We start from the raw sequence: 14622 nt of genomic DNA on the forward strand, positions 1-14622 counted from the left end.
AATATAGATTCTTCTCATTTCTATACTCTATGTACGCTTTATCTATTCATTTGACATGAAGATGGACTGGCGTAGCTATTCATCATTCAGATACCCAACTTACTAACAAGTTGGTATAAAGCTGAGGTGGAATCTTGTTGCAATTTACGAATATAATTAGGAAATATTTTTCCAGCTTATTTTGACTGCAGATAATGTTGGAAGTTCCAAACGTTGCTCCTTTAAGATGTCAAAGCCTTGTTTTGAATAAAAGTTGAGCGGAGATAAGTAAAGTTCACCGTTAATTTTACGATCGTCATTATGGTCGATAACCCAACCGCAAAGCATTTCTTCATTCTCTTTTAAATCCATCATTAATTTCGAACCGACACGATGCCCTTGAATCGAACTGGATAGGATTATTGCAAACCATTTTTCCTGGTTGCGATAAAACTTTGTTGCCCATCCAACAATTTCATTGTTTAATCTAACAAGTATATGCGTAGGACTTTCTAACCCATTGATATAAGTGTTAAAATCTTCTACCTTATCATACGCTAATTTTGCTGGATACTCACTATTCCAAAGTTGCATAACATTTTTTTTTCATCAGGTGAAAAGGAAACGGTACAATCGAATTTCAAATCATCATTAGCCATAATTACCCCCAATTCGACTAAATATTTTATCGGGATGCCATATTGTATCCTCTCCGTATGTCATCCTTATTGCAGTTGTGTCTTGAACTTCGAAACCGTTATTGACAAGAAACTGAAGCCCCACAAAATTGTCTAATGGCAAAATAGCGGCATCCGTTCCACTATACTTGAGACTCATTAATCCTAAACCTGCGCGCTCTGTCTTAGCATATATTGGACCTTGACCGAGCTTTGGAAAATAATAACCTTCGACCATACCTTCGTGTTCAAAGATTACAGCTTGTTTAAGATGACTATCTATTAATTCACGCCTATTTTCTCCACTTATTTCTTGATCTAGTTTATGAATTTGCTCATAAAAGGAAGGCGAGGATGGTTTCAGTTGATCTGGCAATGATTGTTGCGGCCATAAACGCTCACGCTTGAGAAACTGGTATGAACCAACTATTCTGAAACCAGCTTTTTTATAAACTGGAGCTCCTAGATCTGTTGCGATCAAATTGACGGATACTACTCCATTTTTAATAGCTAAGTCTATTAAGTAGCTTACAATCATGTAACCGATTCCTTGACCACGATATGATTGCTCCACGATTATGTGCCCCAACCAAGCTGAATTTTGGTGTAATATTAGAGCTCCAACACCGATGATTTTATTTTTAAAAATAACTTTAACAGGCATGCAAAAAGATTGAAGACAGTATTCCATTAAGGAAATGGTAATATCCCCCCATCCTTCTGGTTGGAGATGACGCATTGAAGGTAAATCTTGGAGCGTGAGTGGGCGTATATCCATGCTTTTTAGATTTTCGGCCAAATTGTCTCAAAATATTCGCAGACAAGCTCCATATTTTCGGACGGTTGCAAGCCATGATCACTAAGTTCTCGTGTGTAATAATCCCAATGCACTTTTTGCCAATAGCTTAAGCTTCTATCTCCTTCCCCTTCAATAAACGCGTATTCCGCTGTGATATCTTTAAATTTTACAAGCTGCACTTTGACGGTTTTGGTGATCGCTTTGGGTATTCCATCCCAATCGGTCACGATGGCCATATCTCCGATTGCAGGCAGTTTTTCTTCATTGATTTGCAACCCGGGTAAGGAATGTGTGGTAGCTTGTTTAATACCCTCGCTTACGAGTTCGGCACATTCGTCTGCGTCCTTTTCGTTATCACAGAAGTAATAAGACGGCGGTGTTTCTACACCACTATATTCCGGCATTTCATTTTGAAATTCTTTCCAAAAACTATCTATCATATTTCTCTAATTAACCTATGAGCTATTGCAATTTACAAAATAAACTTAGGAAATATGTGACCATATTGATCCAATACCGCCATTTGGTACGCCTGCACTTTTAGGTTGGCTTTATTATACCAATTTTTAACCTATAATCACTGATTAGCTGCAGCAAAGGTGAGTTTAAAAGTGAGTGTGATATGGCAAGACAATCAGGTATTATTAAATTGAAGGGTACTATCGGGGATATTACCTTTTACAAAAGCAAGGATGGCTATTTGGCCAGACAAAAAGGCGGCGTTGATAACGAGCGCTTTCATAACGATCCGAAATTTCAGCGAACGAGGGAGAACGCAGCGGAATTTGCGCGAGCGGGCAAAGCAAGCAAGGCATTGTGTACAGCCATCCGACCGGTATTGAACAAAACGCAGGATTCGCGTATGATCTCACGCTTGGTGAAATCGATGATGCAGGTGATCAAAGCGGACCAGATTAGCAATCGTGGATTGCGAAATGTATTGGATGGTGAGCTGATCCTGTTACAGGGATTTGATTTCAACGGGAATGCCCGCTTGAGTGCGACGGTATATGCTCCATATACCACGGCAATCGGTCGTGCGACCGGCGTATTGGAGGTGAACGTAGCCAGCTTTGTCCCGGACAGTCAAATTGTAGCTCCGGGAGGCACGACGCATTTTCGTTTGATTTCTGCTGGTGTGGAGGTTGATTTTGAGAATGAAACTTTTGCGTTGGCACAAAGCTCTTCTGCAGAGATTGCATTTGACAATACGGCTAGTGGAGCTATTAGTTTAAGCAATGATATTGGTGTGGAGGAATCTACAAAACCGTTGTTCCTGGTATTCGGGATTGAGTTTCTGCAACAGGTTAATGGAACATTCTACGCGTTGAACAACGGTGCATATAATGTTTTGAGTTTGGTGTTAGTTGATACAGGTGTGTAATGTTGGTGGTGAAATTGTTGCGGGCGTACAGTGACCAAGGCACTAATGGTGAGATTTGGATTGGTGGTGACTTGGAGTGTTATACCATTGAATTGCCTTGGCGCGACAACGTCCGTAACATTTCCTGTATTCCTGAAGGAACTTACCCATTGGTCAAGCGATACAGCAAACGATTTGGATGGCACATTTTGGTAAGAGATGTACCGATGCGAAGTGCCATTTTATTTCATCCAGCGAATAATGCGAAGAAAGAATTGCGTGGATGTATTGCGCCTGTTAGCGAGTTGACAGGGGACGGCAAAGGGATAAGATCAAGAGTCGCATTTGAAAAGTTGAAAGGAGCTGTTTACGCTGCTTTGGATCAGGAACAGGAAGTTGTATTGATTATTGAAAGAAAGGAGAACGTATGAATGTTTTAGAAAGAGCTCAGGCTCCTACACCCAAATTTTTCAAGGTGCTGCGCAGTATAGGTTTGATCGTTGCTGCCGTCGGCGGAGCAATTGTTACAGCCCCAGTGGCGCTACCGGTTGCCTTGGTGACTATCGGTGGTTATTTGACTGTGGCAGGTGGTGTACTTTCTACCATTAGCCAGATTACGGTAGATGACAAAGATAAGCCGGAAGGTTCAAAGGAGGCTCCCGATGAATAGATCTGCAGTAGGTATGGGAACTTGCGGTGGTCTGTTGATGGGGATTTTTCCATCATTGCTCATCGGCGATATTTTCCGCACCGTCATACTAGCAATAGTTGGCGCAACCGTCAGTTTTTTTGTATCTTTACTACTTGCGCATTTAGTGAAAAGAAAACGATAAAGTTGTGGTGGCTTTATTCATTAGAAAGCTCGGCGAATGCCGGGCTTTCGTTATTTTAGAAATTTCGGCCACATATTGTACCCAATATTAGGGTCATTTGATTTATACTGCCGGATCAACTGTACCTCCATAGCGTTTACCTCCCTTAGATCTTCTGTATACGATTCCCAAATAATTTCCTTCCGTATTGTAAAATCTTTTCGTTGCTCCAAGCTGAAGTCATTTTCTATCAGTAGGCTATTAGCACTACCGAAGTAATTCAAGGTGTTGGTAAGATCCTTTCCAATATAAATTTTTCCATTAGGATAAGTGATTTTATAAATAACCTTTAGCTTCATTGAATAAGTGTTTTTTGTGAAGTTATTAAACTCATTCCAAAAGAAAAAAGAGAAAAAAAGAAAGTGGTATTTCAATGAATGACTGGCTAATAAAGCAAGGTTTTTCCTAAAAATACTATCCAGAGGATGGAGATTTTTGGGAAAAGCTCGTTCTTGACCTTGCTGTTTAGCCATCTCGCATTATCTTACTTTGCTTTTTTGCTTTTTATGGGCTGTTATATTTATTGTATGCATTTTTATCAGAGAGCTTATTTCTTCTGCTAAGGCTGGTAGCTGGCTGCAATGAGCGCAGCGGATTGCTGACCAGCTACCAAGCTTCGCGAGCCGCCTGCGAGTGGAGCGAGGGTGCCGGACCAAGAGGTACGAAGTACCGGGGGACGGCATATGTAGGTGAGCTTGGCTGGCGGTATTTTTGATGTGTGGAATTTGTGGTTTGGGAGTTTCAAAAATGGTGACAGCCGAAAGCTCGCCTACACAAGGTGGACTAGGCATGCATGCGGAAAAGTAAGTGATGTAGAACTGGAATGGTGCTGGACAGCGTAGCCGATAATGAACCATAGCAAAATGAAGGCGCCCCGCAGGACAGCTCCATGGAAGAACGAAATCACTTGCCGGAGCAACCGACTGGTCATGCAAAAATAATGACAATCTGCGTAGCAACCGAAGGGCGAATAGGCTCTACACTGGATCGGAATTGTGAAAGGGCGTGTAGTGCCTATCGGATTGGCGTTATTTTTTGCAAAAGGAGATTGCGATCAGTGCTTTGGCCTGCCTATGGCCACCGCAGCCCGAGCGACCTGCAGGCGAGCCAAACTCGAGACGGCGGTGGATGGCGTGGTGCTACATGGAATGAAATGGAATACAGCTCCACGCCAGACAAAGTAGCCGCCTATGAGGAGGACGAACTGAACTGCAAGGATGGTGACAATCTGCGCAGCACCCGTAGGGCAAATAGACGCTATCCCAATGCTTTTGGAATTGAGCACCCATGGATAGGGTCTATTTGGATTGGCGACATACTTGCTGAAGGAGGACAACGAATGCCTTATTTCCTATCAGAAAAGGAGTTAAAATTCACTCAAAGTGTTACTTCGTCCAAGAATGCTTTCCAAAGGATAAAACCTCTGTCCGGGTCGCTGTAGTCATGAAGGATACGACTAAATCTTTCGGGAGTATGGTTTTCTAAGAAAACCTGTCTACCTTTTTCACGAATAATCTGGAGATCTTTATCTATCATCGCAACATCGTCTTTCAAGACGGTTTTATTTTTATCTGTGTGCCAGATATAAGTCGCCTCCTCCGTATCTAAGGTTTCAAGGATGATGTGGTACTGGCTGTCTCCGGATAGAAGAAATACAAATGCAAAGGGACTAAGCACGAACCTAATCTTCATAATACTGCTCTGGTGGTGATCGGCTAAAAATTGAACTTGACGAGAGTGTTTGTATTTTCGTAACTTAAGGATTTCAGAAAGTAACTCTTCGGCGTTTTGATATACAGTATCGCCATTCTGTAACTGATCTGAAGTCAAAATATTTTGTTTTTGCAAAGGTAGCTTGCCTAATAGTCCCTTGCTCAGAAACTGGAATTTCACACCTTCTACAATTTCTTTATTTATTCGTTCTATATCATCGGAAGTAGCGATTTGCGCGACCAGTTTTCCGTACTCAAATTCAGCGTTTAGGTGAACAGTGATATTTTTAGATTTCAGTATCTTGATGAAGTAAGGTTTTAATACCTCAAATTCAGGCCTAATCTCCAAATTTTCGATTTGAAATTCCAAAATCGTATGCATCTCTTCCACTTTATAAGTGAAGGCTACATGACCATAATGGAACGATAGGTCTTCAATGGGGATCTTGGTTATCTTTTCTAAACTAAATAGATGACCAACTTGAGCGTTATAGTCCACTGTTGGTTCATCAAAAAGTGTAGCTTGTTTGGTGATTTTACGATAATAGATATTCCGTTTTAGAAACATCTTGTCTAGATAATCGATCTGTACATCCCGATAGTCGTATATAGTTGGATTGATCTCGGATCGCTGCACCCGACCGATGTATTGAATCAATTTTCCATGGAAAGCAAAGGGATAGGCCAAAAGTAGTGTGCTGATATGCTGAATATCCGAACCCTCTCCAAAATATTGACCTGTCGTAATCAGTACTTGAAAATTACCTTCTGACAATGTTTTCCATTTCGCTTTCTTACTACTGTCTGAATCATCTCCGCTGAGCGTTATGGTTTCATAATTTGATTTTAGCAATAGATTAAGCGTCTCGATATGTTCTTTTCTTTCGGTAATTATAACCGCCTTTTTTCCTTGATTTAGCTCTGCGGATACATCGTCTACTATTAATCGGTTTCTTGCTGTATCATGAATTAGAATTTGGGAAAGTGTTTCGAAACTGTCGGTTTTAGAATTATAGGGAACATGGAGTTTGGTATTCCGGACGATGATATTTGCCCTTTTGTAATCTTCAATTTCCTCTGGTCGGATTTCCGTAATGATATCACCGAGATAAGTAAAGATCAATTTATCATCATTATATTTCCGAAAAGGAGTCGCTGTGAGACCATAGCAATAAACACTGTTAAGTTTTCCGACGGTGGTACGGTAAGATTCCGCTGGAATATGATGGCATTCGTCGATTAGAATTGTACCAAATTTGTCTTGAATAATTTCGATATATTTAGGGAGACTTTGTATCGTTGCAATGGTTATCTTACTGGTACCCAATTTTGCTTTTCCCTGCCCTATAATTCCGATATCTGCTTTTGGTATCCCCAAGAATGATTCAATACGTTCTATCCATTGATCTAACAGCTGTTTACGATGCACGACAATAAGTGCAGGTTGTTGTTTGATTGCAATAATCTTCAACCCAATAACAGTTTTTCCTGTTCCTGGTGGTGCGACAATTACACCGAAATCCTTTTTTTCTACTACCGCTACAGCATTGGTTTGATGCTTTCGCAATGCGGCATTAAAAGAGAATTGGATTGCCGGGAGTTCATGTCTATTATCAACAAAGTCATGTGCTACCTGTGTTTCTCTGCAGAATCGTAGCAATTTTCCAATAAATCCTCTTGGGATAAGGATTTCATTTTCCGTTTCTTCAATTAATTTAAAAAATCTTGGCGTTTCGAAAGTGCTTCTCCCTGACTTTTTCTTGATAATAAAGGCTGAATTAGCAAAATTAAGTTGCTCCTTCAAAAAATTGATTAGTACAAAAGGTATAGCGTGACTATTTAGACGGATCGTGTTGCTTAGGGTAATCTTAAGTTTTTCGTCAATAGCTGGGATATAGCTATCTGCACTAGTAGCCCCAGTATCGTTATATAATTCCTCTAGTAAATTTAAACTTACTCTTTTTACTTCTTTTAGATATGCGATTTGATCAGGAAATGGATCCATTGTTTTAGGGTCGACAAAGGAACTGTTGCCTTTCTGTAAAGCCGACAAAAATAAGGGCAGTGCAATTAGGTTTCCTAAACCTTTACCCGACAGGTAATCTTGATTTGGAAACAGACGGTCAAAGCTGGAACTCTTATCAAATGGCGAGAATGCACCGCACCCTTCCAAGATATGCGTAAATAACTTACGACTTTTGGCTGCTGGATAAGGGGTCTCAAAGAAAATCCATACATGTGCCCCATTGCCGGAACGGGAGCGTTCAAGGTAAGCAGGAACGTTTTTAGCAGTACACGCTTCTAAAAATTTCAATGCCTGTTCTTTCCAATTAGATTTATCGAAATCAGCCGCTAAAAACCAAGTAGTATTGTCTTGCAACAGTGGATAAATTCCGATATGCTGAAGGCCGTTAAGATGCTTAGTAATTTCTATTTCTGACAATGGCAGGTAGGTTTTGTGGGCATAGCTTTGAAAAGTGCCGCCATTAGCTTTATGTAGTCTATAATGATATGGATCATAGTTATAGGCCGGCATGTACCCGCTTTTATTTCCCTTCTCCCAGCGTAAAGCAAATACATCTTCACGACCTTTAAAAAGGTTGAGAAAATAGATTATGTCGTCGTTTGTGAATTCCACTTGTTTTTATTTTGGTATTAAGATAATGAATTGGAATATACATCTTAAAAATATTAATTATCTGGTACGCTTTCGTTTATTCAGAGTGCTTACTGAGATTTGGTATTAAACGTTGCTTTTTGGTGAATTGTTACTTATCTTTACCAATCGTGGAACGATAAGACCCAATTTTTAGGTCTTATCGTTCCACAAAAGGTAATATGGCAGACAGCGTTTATATATCGGAACATTTAACTAAACCACAGCTCGAATTCTTAAAGTTGCTGGACGACTATGAAATTCAGTTGTTCAAATTCTCCGAAATTGAGCAGTTGCTAGAACAAAAGTTTGACAACTTAAGTGAAATCCTAGAAAATCTAGTCGACAAGGAACTACTTGTGCGAATAGAAAAAGGCAAATTTTGCAAACAAGGTTTTCGGGACGAATATGTCATCGGTACTTTCGTTGCTGAAAATAGTGCTGTCGCATATTGGTCTGCATTGAATTTACATGGATTGACAGAACAGTTCTCTAATACGGTTTTTATTCAAACGACACATAAAAAGTACGATAAATCAATTCTCGGCACTTCTTATAAATTCGTTAGGATAGCAGCTAATAAAAAAACAGGGATCATACACAATGGTTATGGCAACCTTCAGTATCCGATCACTGATGTAGAGAAAACAATAGTTGATTGCTTTGATCTACCTCAACATTCTGGTGGCTATGCAGAATTGATCAGAGCAGTTGGTCAAGCGCAAATGCAATCTTCTAAATTAATCGAGTACTGCCAGGCTGTAAATAATATTGCGGTTACCAAACGTATTGGCTATTTGGTTGAGCTTCTCCAAATTCCAAGCATGGAATCTTTTATAGATTTTGCCAAGATGCAGGTAAAGAATAAATATAACTTGTTTGATCCTCAGGGATTGGAAGAAGGTGAATTTGTCGCAGAATGGCGATTGCGATTGAATATCAGCAGGGAGGAATTGTTAGACATATCCAATAAACAATACTAATGATACTGAAAAAGGAAATAGAGAAAAAAGCTTTGGAACACGAAGTGTCCAGAAGTACCATCGACAAGGATTGGGTATTAGGACATTTTGTCGATGCTATATTTTCGATAGATTCTTGCAGGAAAGCACTAATCTTCAAAGGGGGAACATGTTTACGGAAATGTTATATCGCGGATTATCGTTTTTCAGAAGATTTAGATTTCACATCCATCAATCCGGATTTTCAATTGGATGAAAATTTGTTGAGAGAAATCATGTCGTTAGTACAAGAACGTACTGGAATGCAATTACATCTTGAAAAACTCACCGATCTTCGGCACAATGATATGCCGACTGGCTACGCTGCGGTTGTTAAGTTTTGGGGAGCCGATCATTCCAAGGACCAAATTCCACCAGATCCGTCCCGTTGGACGACTTCAATTAAGGTTGAAATTATTCTGTACGAGAAGATGCTATTCGCACCGACGTTGAAAACAGTTTATCATGATTATTCCGATCAGCTGAGTTCTGCAGTCAATGAAATTGCCTGTTATGATATCAAAGAAGTGTTATCTGAAAAATTAAGAGCTTTGATACAACGCTCGTATACGGCACCTCGCGACTATTACGATATATGGTATTTATCCAAGTGTGCGAGTGATCTTGATTGGACAGCGATTAAGCAGGCTTTCTTAGCGAAAATGGCATTTAAAGGACTTGAATTTACAGGAGTAGATCAATTACTTAACGCTCGGAGTGAAAATACGGTGAAAAGAGCTTGGAAATCAAGCTTGGGACATCAAATCTCTACAAAAAAACTGCCCGCTTTTGACGAGGTAAAAAAGGACTTGAAATTATTGTTTGATCAGATCTTCGAAACGATATAATGGCATTTAATGAAAACTCACGAGTAAAAATCCCTGCCCTCCTCCACTTAATGAAGTTGGGCTACACCTATATTCCCTTAAGAGAACAAATCCGAAGAGAAGATACCAATATTTTCGAGTCGATATTTTTAGAAAGCTTGCAAAAAATCAATCCGAATGTTCAACTAGACGAGTTAAAAAGAGTATTGGATGAAGTAAGCTTGGAACTTGATTATGAAGATATTGGTGAAAAATTCTACCAGCGCTTAACAGCGACTTCGGGCATCAAGCTGATTGATCTTAAAAACTTCAACAACAATAGCTTTCACGTTACCACTGAATTGATCTGCAAGAATGGAGATGAAGAATTTCGTCCAGACATCACCTTGCTTATCAACGGAATGCCCCTCGCATTCGTAGAGGTAAAGAAACCACATAACAAAGAAGGTGTTTTGGCCGAGCGACGCCGTATCAACGCGCGTTTCAAACAGAAGCATTTTAGAAAGTTTGCCAATGCGACACAGTTGATGGTGTTTTCCAATAATATGGAATATGAAGATGGCATCGTCGAACCTGTATTTGGGGCTTTCTATTCTACTTCAGCCTATTCCGATTTGCATTTTAATTATTTTCGTGAAGATGCTGATTATCCGGTAAAACAGGAATTATTAGTACTGTCTGATGAGCTGGAAAATTTTGTTTTGAAAGATAACAATCTCCTAGTCATCAAACACAGTCCTGAGTTCAAAACCAACAAAGAGCCGTATACACCTACGCACCGCATACTGACCTCTTTGTTCAGCAAAGAACGATTGGCTTTCCTCTTACGTTATTCTATTGCGTATGTTCGTGAAGAAAGCGGATTGCAAAAGCATATCATGCGGTACCCTCAGGTATTTGCGACTATGGCGATTGCTGCAAAATTGGAAGAAGGAAAAACCAAGGGGATTATCTGGCATACACAAGGTTCGGGAAAAACAGCTTTGGCGTTTTACAATGTAAAGCATCTTACCGACTATTATCAGAAGAAACACATTATTCCTAAGTTCTACTTCATTGTAGACCGCTTGGATTTGTTAATTCAAGCCTCTAATGAATTTGTTAAACGTGGGTTGAAAGTCAATAGGGTTAATTCCCGACAAGAATTTGTAGCAGATTTAAACGTTATTGGTGCAATCCATAACGATAGTGGACAAGCAGAAATCACGGTCGTAAATATTCAAAAATTCAGCGAAGATGCTACTGTCCCCGAAAATATCGGATACGATATCAATATGCAACGCATTTTCTTTTTGGACGAGGCGCACAGAAGCTACAATCCAAAGGGAAACTATTTAGCCAATTTAATCAATTCCGATAAAAATGCGGTAAAAATTGCTTTAACAGGTACACCACTATTAAAGGAAGTAGCGAAAGAATATGACTCTAAACTACTCTTTGGCAATTATATCCATAAATACTATTACAATCGTTCCATTGCTGACGGATATACGCTAAGACTGATCCGTGAAGAAATTGAAGGCAGTTTCAAGATGGAGATGAAAGAAGTCATGGAGCAAATTAAAGTGCTCAGGGGTGATATCAAGACATCTGATGTCTATGCTGACCGGAGGTTTGCACAAGGATTGTTGGATTATATCGCCAAAGACATCGAGGATTTCAGGGATTACTGGAGGGATGAAACGCTCGGCGGAATGGTGGTTTGTGATTCGTCCAAGCAGGCTAAAATGCTCTTCCAGTTATTTGAAGAAAGGTATGGTCAACAAGAGATACATGTACAGAATTTATCGATAGCTGCTGATCCCGGAGTTCCCTATGGCAATAGACGAAAAGAAAAGCTGACTGCCGCTTTAATATTACATGACGAGAATGATAAGCAGATCCGCAAAGATTTGATTGAAGCCTTCAAAAGCGGAAAGATTGACATTCTATTCGTTTACAATATGCTATTGACTGGATTTGACGCCAAACGATTGAAAAAGCTGTATTTGGCCCGAGTTATTCAGGATCATAATTTGTTGCAGACGTTGACGAGGGTGAACCGTCCCTATAAAAATTATCAATATGGTTATGTAGTGGATTTTGCAGATATTTCAAAAGCCTTCGACCGCACCAACCAATTATATTTTCAGGAGTTGCAGGAACAATTGGGCGATGAGATGGAAATGTATTCACATTTATTCAAGTCCGAAGCCGAAATCCGCACCGAAATAAATGAAATTCAAGAAACATTATTTCATTACGACACGCAGAATCGAGAAATCTTCTCTCAGCAAATTGCAGCGATACACGATAAGCATGAATTGATACGACTGGTCAAAGCATTACGTACGGCGAAGGAGTTGAAAAACATTATTGCGATTAATGGCTATGAAGGTCTGGGAGAATTAGTGGACTTTGCCGTGCTGAATCGATTACTCTTGGAAGCGCAAAGCCGATTGGATAATCTAAACTTTGTAGAAAGTCTAGAGAGCGGTGACGAAACCAGTAATCTGTTAGACGCTGCGTTAGAGGATATCGTTTTTCAGTTTATTAAAGTAGGTGAAGAAGAATTGCGCTTAGCAGATGAGTACAAAGATCAACTTCGCAAAACAAGGGAAGCCTTACAGCAGAATTTCGACACCGGCGATCCAGCTTTTATCAGTTTAAAAGAAGAATTGGAACGCATCTTTCGGAAAAAGAATCTTTCTGAAACCAATCAGGAGGATATGGTCGAAAATATGCAATTGCTTCGTCAAATTTATGATCAGGCGAAGGAGTTAAACCGTAAAAATGCCTTGCTACGAGCGAAGTATGATCATGATGAAAAATATGCACGTATCCATAAACGTTTGACTGAAAAGGGAAGTTTATCGGCCAAGGAAATGCAGTTGCACAGAGCATTGATGCAAGTGAAGCTCGAAGTGGATGAAAAACTGGAAGGGCAAGAGGATATATTGGAAAACCAAGCCTGGTTCGATCGCTATGTAGTCAAGTTAGTCGCTCAACAGTTTGTTGTAAATGAGAAAATGGAACTAGACGCTACGACGCGTCAAAACATAAGTAATTTGATTGGAAAAGAATATTACGAATTACGCGGAAATATATAAACATGACACACGATATTACCTATACCACAAAAACCAAACAGCTGATTGATAGCCTAAAAAGCGTATGTGCCAATTACGGTTTGGGCAACGATGGTAATGAATTTAAAATTATAACACAAGTCTTTCTGTATAAGTTCTTAAACGATAAATTCCGGTTCGAAGTCAAAAGACTGCGACCCGAATTGGCCGATAATAAAGAGTTTTATCAGGATCTAAAAAATCTATACGATACACAAGCTGATCAGTACGAATTATTGATGGACTTACTGGATGAAAATGTACCTCGTCTGAAGCCTCATCAACTTATTTCACATTTGTACAACATCCAAAACTCCGACGACTTCGCTAAAACATTTGATGATACCTTACGGGATATCAGTATAGAGAATGCCGATGTATTTTCTATCAAATCCTTTTCGGGTGCGAAAGATAAATTATTCGATGAATTAAGTAATTACATCACAGACTCATCCCAGCGGGATGACTTTTGCAAAGCACTAATCAACAAATTGTTTGAATTTAGTTTTGAGGAGAGTTTTGAAGATTATTTTACGGAGAAATACGATTTCTTTAAAGATATTTTCGAGTATCTCATCAAGGACTACAACTCTGATTCGGGAGGAAAATATGCGGAGTATTATACACCCAATGCCGTGGCCCGTATCATTGCTAATATATTAGTAGAAGGAGACGTAAAGAAAGCCCGCTGTTATGACCCTAGTGTGGGATCAGGATCCCTATTGATGTCCTTGGCACATAATATCCGCGAAGACAGATGTACCATTTATTCGGAAGATATTTCGCAGAAGTCGAGTACCATGTTGCGTTTGAATTTGATCTTGAATAACTTGACGCATAGTATTCCCAATGTGATCAAGACGAACACCATTGCGCAACCCTATTATTTAGAAAAGCAAAAATTTGATTACATCGTGTCCAATCCCCCCTTTAAATTGGATTTTTCTGATTTTAGAGAGGACCTGGATACAGATCGGTTCAAAGAACGTTTTTTTGCGGGCATTCCTAATGTCCCCAAAGCAAAAAAAGAATCCATGGCTATTTACCTACTATTTATTCAGCATATTATGCACAGTTTAAATGATACGGGTAAAGCAGCTATCGTAGTTCCAACAGGTTTTATTACTGCGCAAAGTGGAATTGAAAAGAAAATACGTAAACGACTAATTGAAAACGGTTGGCTGCGGGGTGTGGTGAGTATGCCAAGTAATATTTTTGCAAGTACCGGTACTAATGTTTCTGTGATTTTTATAGATAAGCAAGCAGGCAGAGAACAGATCGTGTTGATGGATGCGAGTAAATTGGGTGAAACGGTCAAGGAAGGCAAAAATCAGCGCACAGTACTGACACGAGAAGAAGAAGCAAGAATTGTCAACACCTTTCATAATAAGGAAGTAGTAGAAGACTTGAGCGTGGTAGTAAATGCTGACGAGGTAAAAGAGAAAAACTATAGCTTCTCTGCAGGCCAATATTTTGAGGTGAAGATAGAGTATGTGGATATCACGCCAGAAGAATTTGCAGATAAAATGAATGGCTTTGAAAGCCGATTGGCTGAACTTTTTGTTGAAGGAAACAGACTAGATGATGAAATTCAGAAACAATTGAAAGGATTGAAGTATGAGTAATTGG

Annotated in this window: 13 protein-coding genes; 8 read left to right on the forward strand and 5 right to left on the reverse strand. The window is 39.6% G+C overall.

Going from position 1 to position 14622, the window contains the following annotated elements; genetic code table 11:
* Positions 1-156: 156 nt before the first annotated feature.
* From ABD930_RS12690 to ABD930_RS12700, 3 genes are read right to left on the reverse strand one after another with little or no spacing between them, the layout of a single operon-like run.
* Entirely contained in the window at positions 157-573 is a 417-nt protein-coding gene (locus tag ABD930_RS12690; RefSeq protein WP_345232101.1) for a GNAT family protein, read from the reverse strand.
* Between the two features lie 57 nt (positions 574-630).
* Positions 631-1434, reverse strand: a complete 804-nt coding sequence (locus tag ABD930_RS12695) for a GNAT family N-acetyltransferase (protein WP_345232102.1) — start codon at positions 1432-1434, stop codon at positions 631-633.
* A 5-nt stretch (positions 1435-1439) separates the two neighbouring features.
* The gene (locus ABD930_RS12700; protein WP_345232103.1) at positions 1440-1895 is read right to left on the reverse strand and encodes an ASCH domain-containing protein; all 456 of its coding nucleotides are present in this window, start codon (positions 1893-1895) and stop codon (positions 1440-1442) included.
* Positions 1896-2077: 182 nt separating this feature from the next.
* Between ABD930_RS12700 and ABD930_RS12705 the strand changes: the two genes are divergently transcribed.
* The 3 genes from ABD930_RS12705 to ABD930_RS12715 are packed head-to-tail and all read left to right on the forward strand — an operon-like array spanning position 2078 to position 3488.
* Positions 2078-2839 carry a hypothetical protein gene (locus ABD930_RS12705; RefSeq protein ID WP_345232104.1) on the forward strand — a complete coding sequence of 254 codons (762 nt, stop codon included), beginning with the start codon at positions 2078-2080 and terminating at the stop codon, positions 2837-2839.
* Positions 2839-3249: a DUF5675 family protein gene (locus ABD930_RS12710; RefSeq protein ID WP_345232105.1), complete on the forward strand. Its 411-nt coding sequence runs from the start codon at positions 2839-2841 to the stop codon at positions 3247-3249. The genes ABD930_RS12705 and ABD930_RS12710 overlap by 1 nt, the downstream gene beginning before the upstream one ends.
* Positions 3246-3488 (forward strand): hypothetical protein, encoded by a 243-nt coding sequence (locus ABD930_RS12715; RefSeq protein ID WP_345232106.1) that lies wholly within the window; start codon positions 3246-3248, stop codon positions 3486-3488. The genes ABD930_RS12710 and ABD930_RS12715 overlap by 4 nt, the downstream gene beginning before the upstream one ends.
* A gap of 213 nt (positions 3489-3701) precedes the next feature.
* Here ABD930_RS12715 and ABD930_RS12720 read toward each other — a convergent pair whose 3' ends face one another.
* Positions 3702-3989 (reverse strand): GIY-YIG nuclease family protein, encoded by a 288-nt coding sequence (locus ABD930_RS12720; protein ID WP_345232107.1) that lies wholly within the window; start codon positions 3987-3989, stop codon positions 3702-3704.
* A gap of 641 nt (positions 3990-4630) precedes the next feature.
* Here ABD930_RS12720 and ABD930_RS12725 point away from each other — a divergent pair.
* Complete coding sequence (locus tag ABD930_RS12725) at positions 4631-5131, forward strand: hypothetical protein (RefSeq protein ID WP_345232108.1); 501 nt, start codon at positions 4631-4633, stop codon at positions 5129-5131.
* Here the strand turns inward: ABD930_RS12725 and ABD930_RS12730 are convergent.
* On the reverse strand, positions 5068-8040 hold the full coding sequence (locus ABD930_RS12730) for a TOTE conflict system archaeo-eukaryotic primase domain-containing protein (RefSeq protein ID WP_345232109.1): 2973 nt from the start codon (positions 8038-8040) through the stop codon (positions 5068-5070). The genes ABD930_RS12725 and ABD930_RS12730 overlap by 64 nt on opposite strands.
* Positions 8041-8240: 200 nt before the next feature.
* Here ABD930_RS12730 and ABD930_RS12735 point away from each other — a divergent pair, with 200 nt between their 5' ends.
* From ABD930_RS12735 to ABD930_RS12750, 4 genes are read left to right on the forward strand one after another with little or no spacing between them, the layout of a single operon-like run.
* A complete protein-coding gene (locus tag ABD930_RS12735) occupies positions 8241-9041 on the forward strand; it encodes a type IV toxin-antitoxin system AbiEi family antitoxin domain-containing protein (protein WP_345232110.1) in 801 nt (266 codons plus the stop codon).
* Positions 9041-9907 (forward strand): nucleotidyl transferase AbiEii/AbiGii toxin family protein, encoded by an 867-nt coding sequence (locus ABD930_RS12740; protein WP_345232111.1) that lies wholly within the window; start codon positions 9041-9043, stop codon positions 9905-9907. Before ABD930_RS12735 ends, ABD930_RS12740 begins: the two co-directional genes overlap by 1 nt.
* On the forward strand, positions 9907-12975 hold the full coding sequence (locus ABD930_RS12745) for a type I restriction endonuclease subunit R (protein ID WP_345232112.1): 3069 nt from the start codon (positions 9907-9909) through the stop codon (positions 12973-12975). Before ABD930_RS12740 ends, ABD930_RS12745 begins: the two co-directional genes overlap by 1 nt.
* Before the next feature lie 2 nt (positions 12976-12977).
* On the forward strand, positions 12978-14618 hold the full coding sequence (locus ABD930_RS12750; protein WP_345232113.1) for an HsdM family class I SAM-dependent methyltransferase: 1641 nt from the start codon (positions 12978-12980) through the stop codon (positions 14616-14618).
* Positions 14619-14622: the final 4 nt, after the last annotated feature.

Origin of the sequence: Olivibacter ginsenosidimutans (assembly GCF_039542865.1) — a bacterium.
Taxonomy (GTDB): Bacteria; Bacteroidota; Bacteroidia; order Sphingobacteriales; family Sphingobacteriaceae; genus Olivibacter; species Olivibacter ginsenosidimutans.

What these genes read in the sequence shown, in the direction of transcription:
- ABD930_RS12705 (WP_345232104.1), top strand. Translation starts at nt 2,078, where the DNA reads ATGGCAAGACAATCAGGTATTATTAAATTGAAGGGTACTATCGGGGAT.
- ABD930_RS12750 (WP_345232113.1), top strand. Translation starts at nt 12,978, where the DNA reads ATGACACACGATATTACCTATACCACAAAAACCAAACAGCTGATTGAT.
- ABD930_RS12745 (WP_345232112.1), top strand. Translation starts at nt 9,907, where the DNA reads ATGGCATTTAATGAAAACTCACGAGTAAAAATCCCTGCCCTCCTCCAC.
- ABD930_RS12735 (WP_345232110.1), top strand. Translation starts at nt 8,241, where the DNA reads ATGGCAGACAGCGTTTATATATCGGAACATTTAACTAAACCACAGCTC.
- ABD930_RS12725 (WP_345232108.1), top strand. Translation starts at nt 4,631, where the DNA reads ATGACAATCTGCGTAGCAACCGAAGGGCGAATAGGCTCTACACTGGAT.
- ABD930_RS12700 (WP_345232103.1), bottom strand. Translation starts at nt 1,895, where the DNA reads ATGATAGATAGTTTTTGGAAAGAATTTCAAAATGAAATGCCGGAATAT.
- ABD930_RS12720 (WP_345232107.1), bottom strand. Translation starts at nt 3,989, where the DNA reads ATGAAGCTAAAGGTTATTTATAAAATCACTTATCCTAATGGAAAAATT.
- ABD930_RS12710 (WP_345232105.1), top strand. Translation starts at nt 2,839, where the DNA reads ATGTTGGTGGTGAAATTGTTGCGGGCGTACAGTGACCAAGGCACTAAT.
- ABD930_RS12690 (WP_345232101.1), bottom strand. Translation starts at nt 573, where the DNA reads ATGCAACTTTGGAATAGTGAGTATCCAGCAAAATTAGCGTATGATAAG.
- ABD930_RS12715 (WP_345232106.1), top strand. Translation starts at nt 3,246, where the DNA reads ATGAATGTTTTAGAAAGAGCTCAGGCTCCTACACCCAAATTTTTCAAG.
- ABD930_RS12740 (WP_345232111.1), top strand. Translation starts at nt 9,041, where the DNA reads ATGATACTGAAAAAGGAAATAGAGAAAAAAGCTTTGGAACACGAAGTG.
- ABD930_RS12695 (WP_345232102.1), bottom strand. Translation starts at nt 1,434, where the DNA reads ATGGATATACGCCCACTCACGCTCCAAGATTTACCTTCAATGCGTCAT.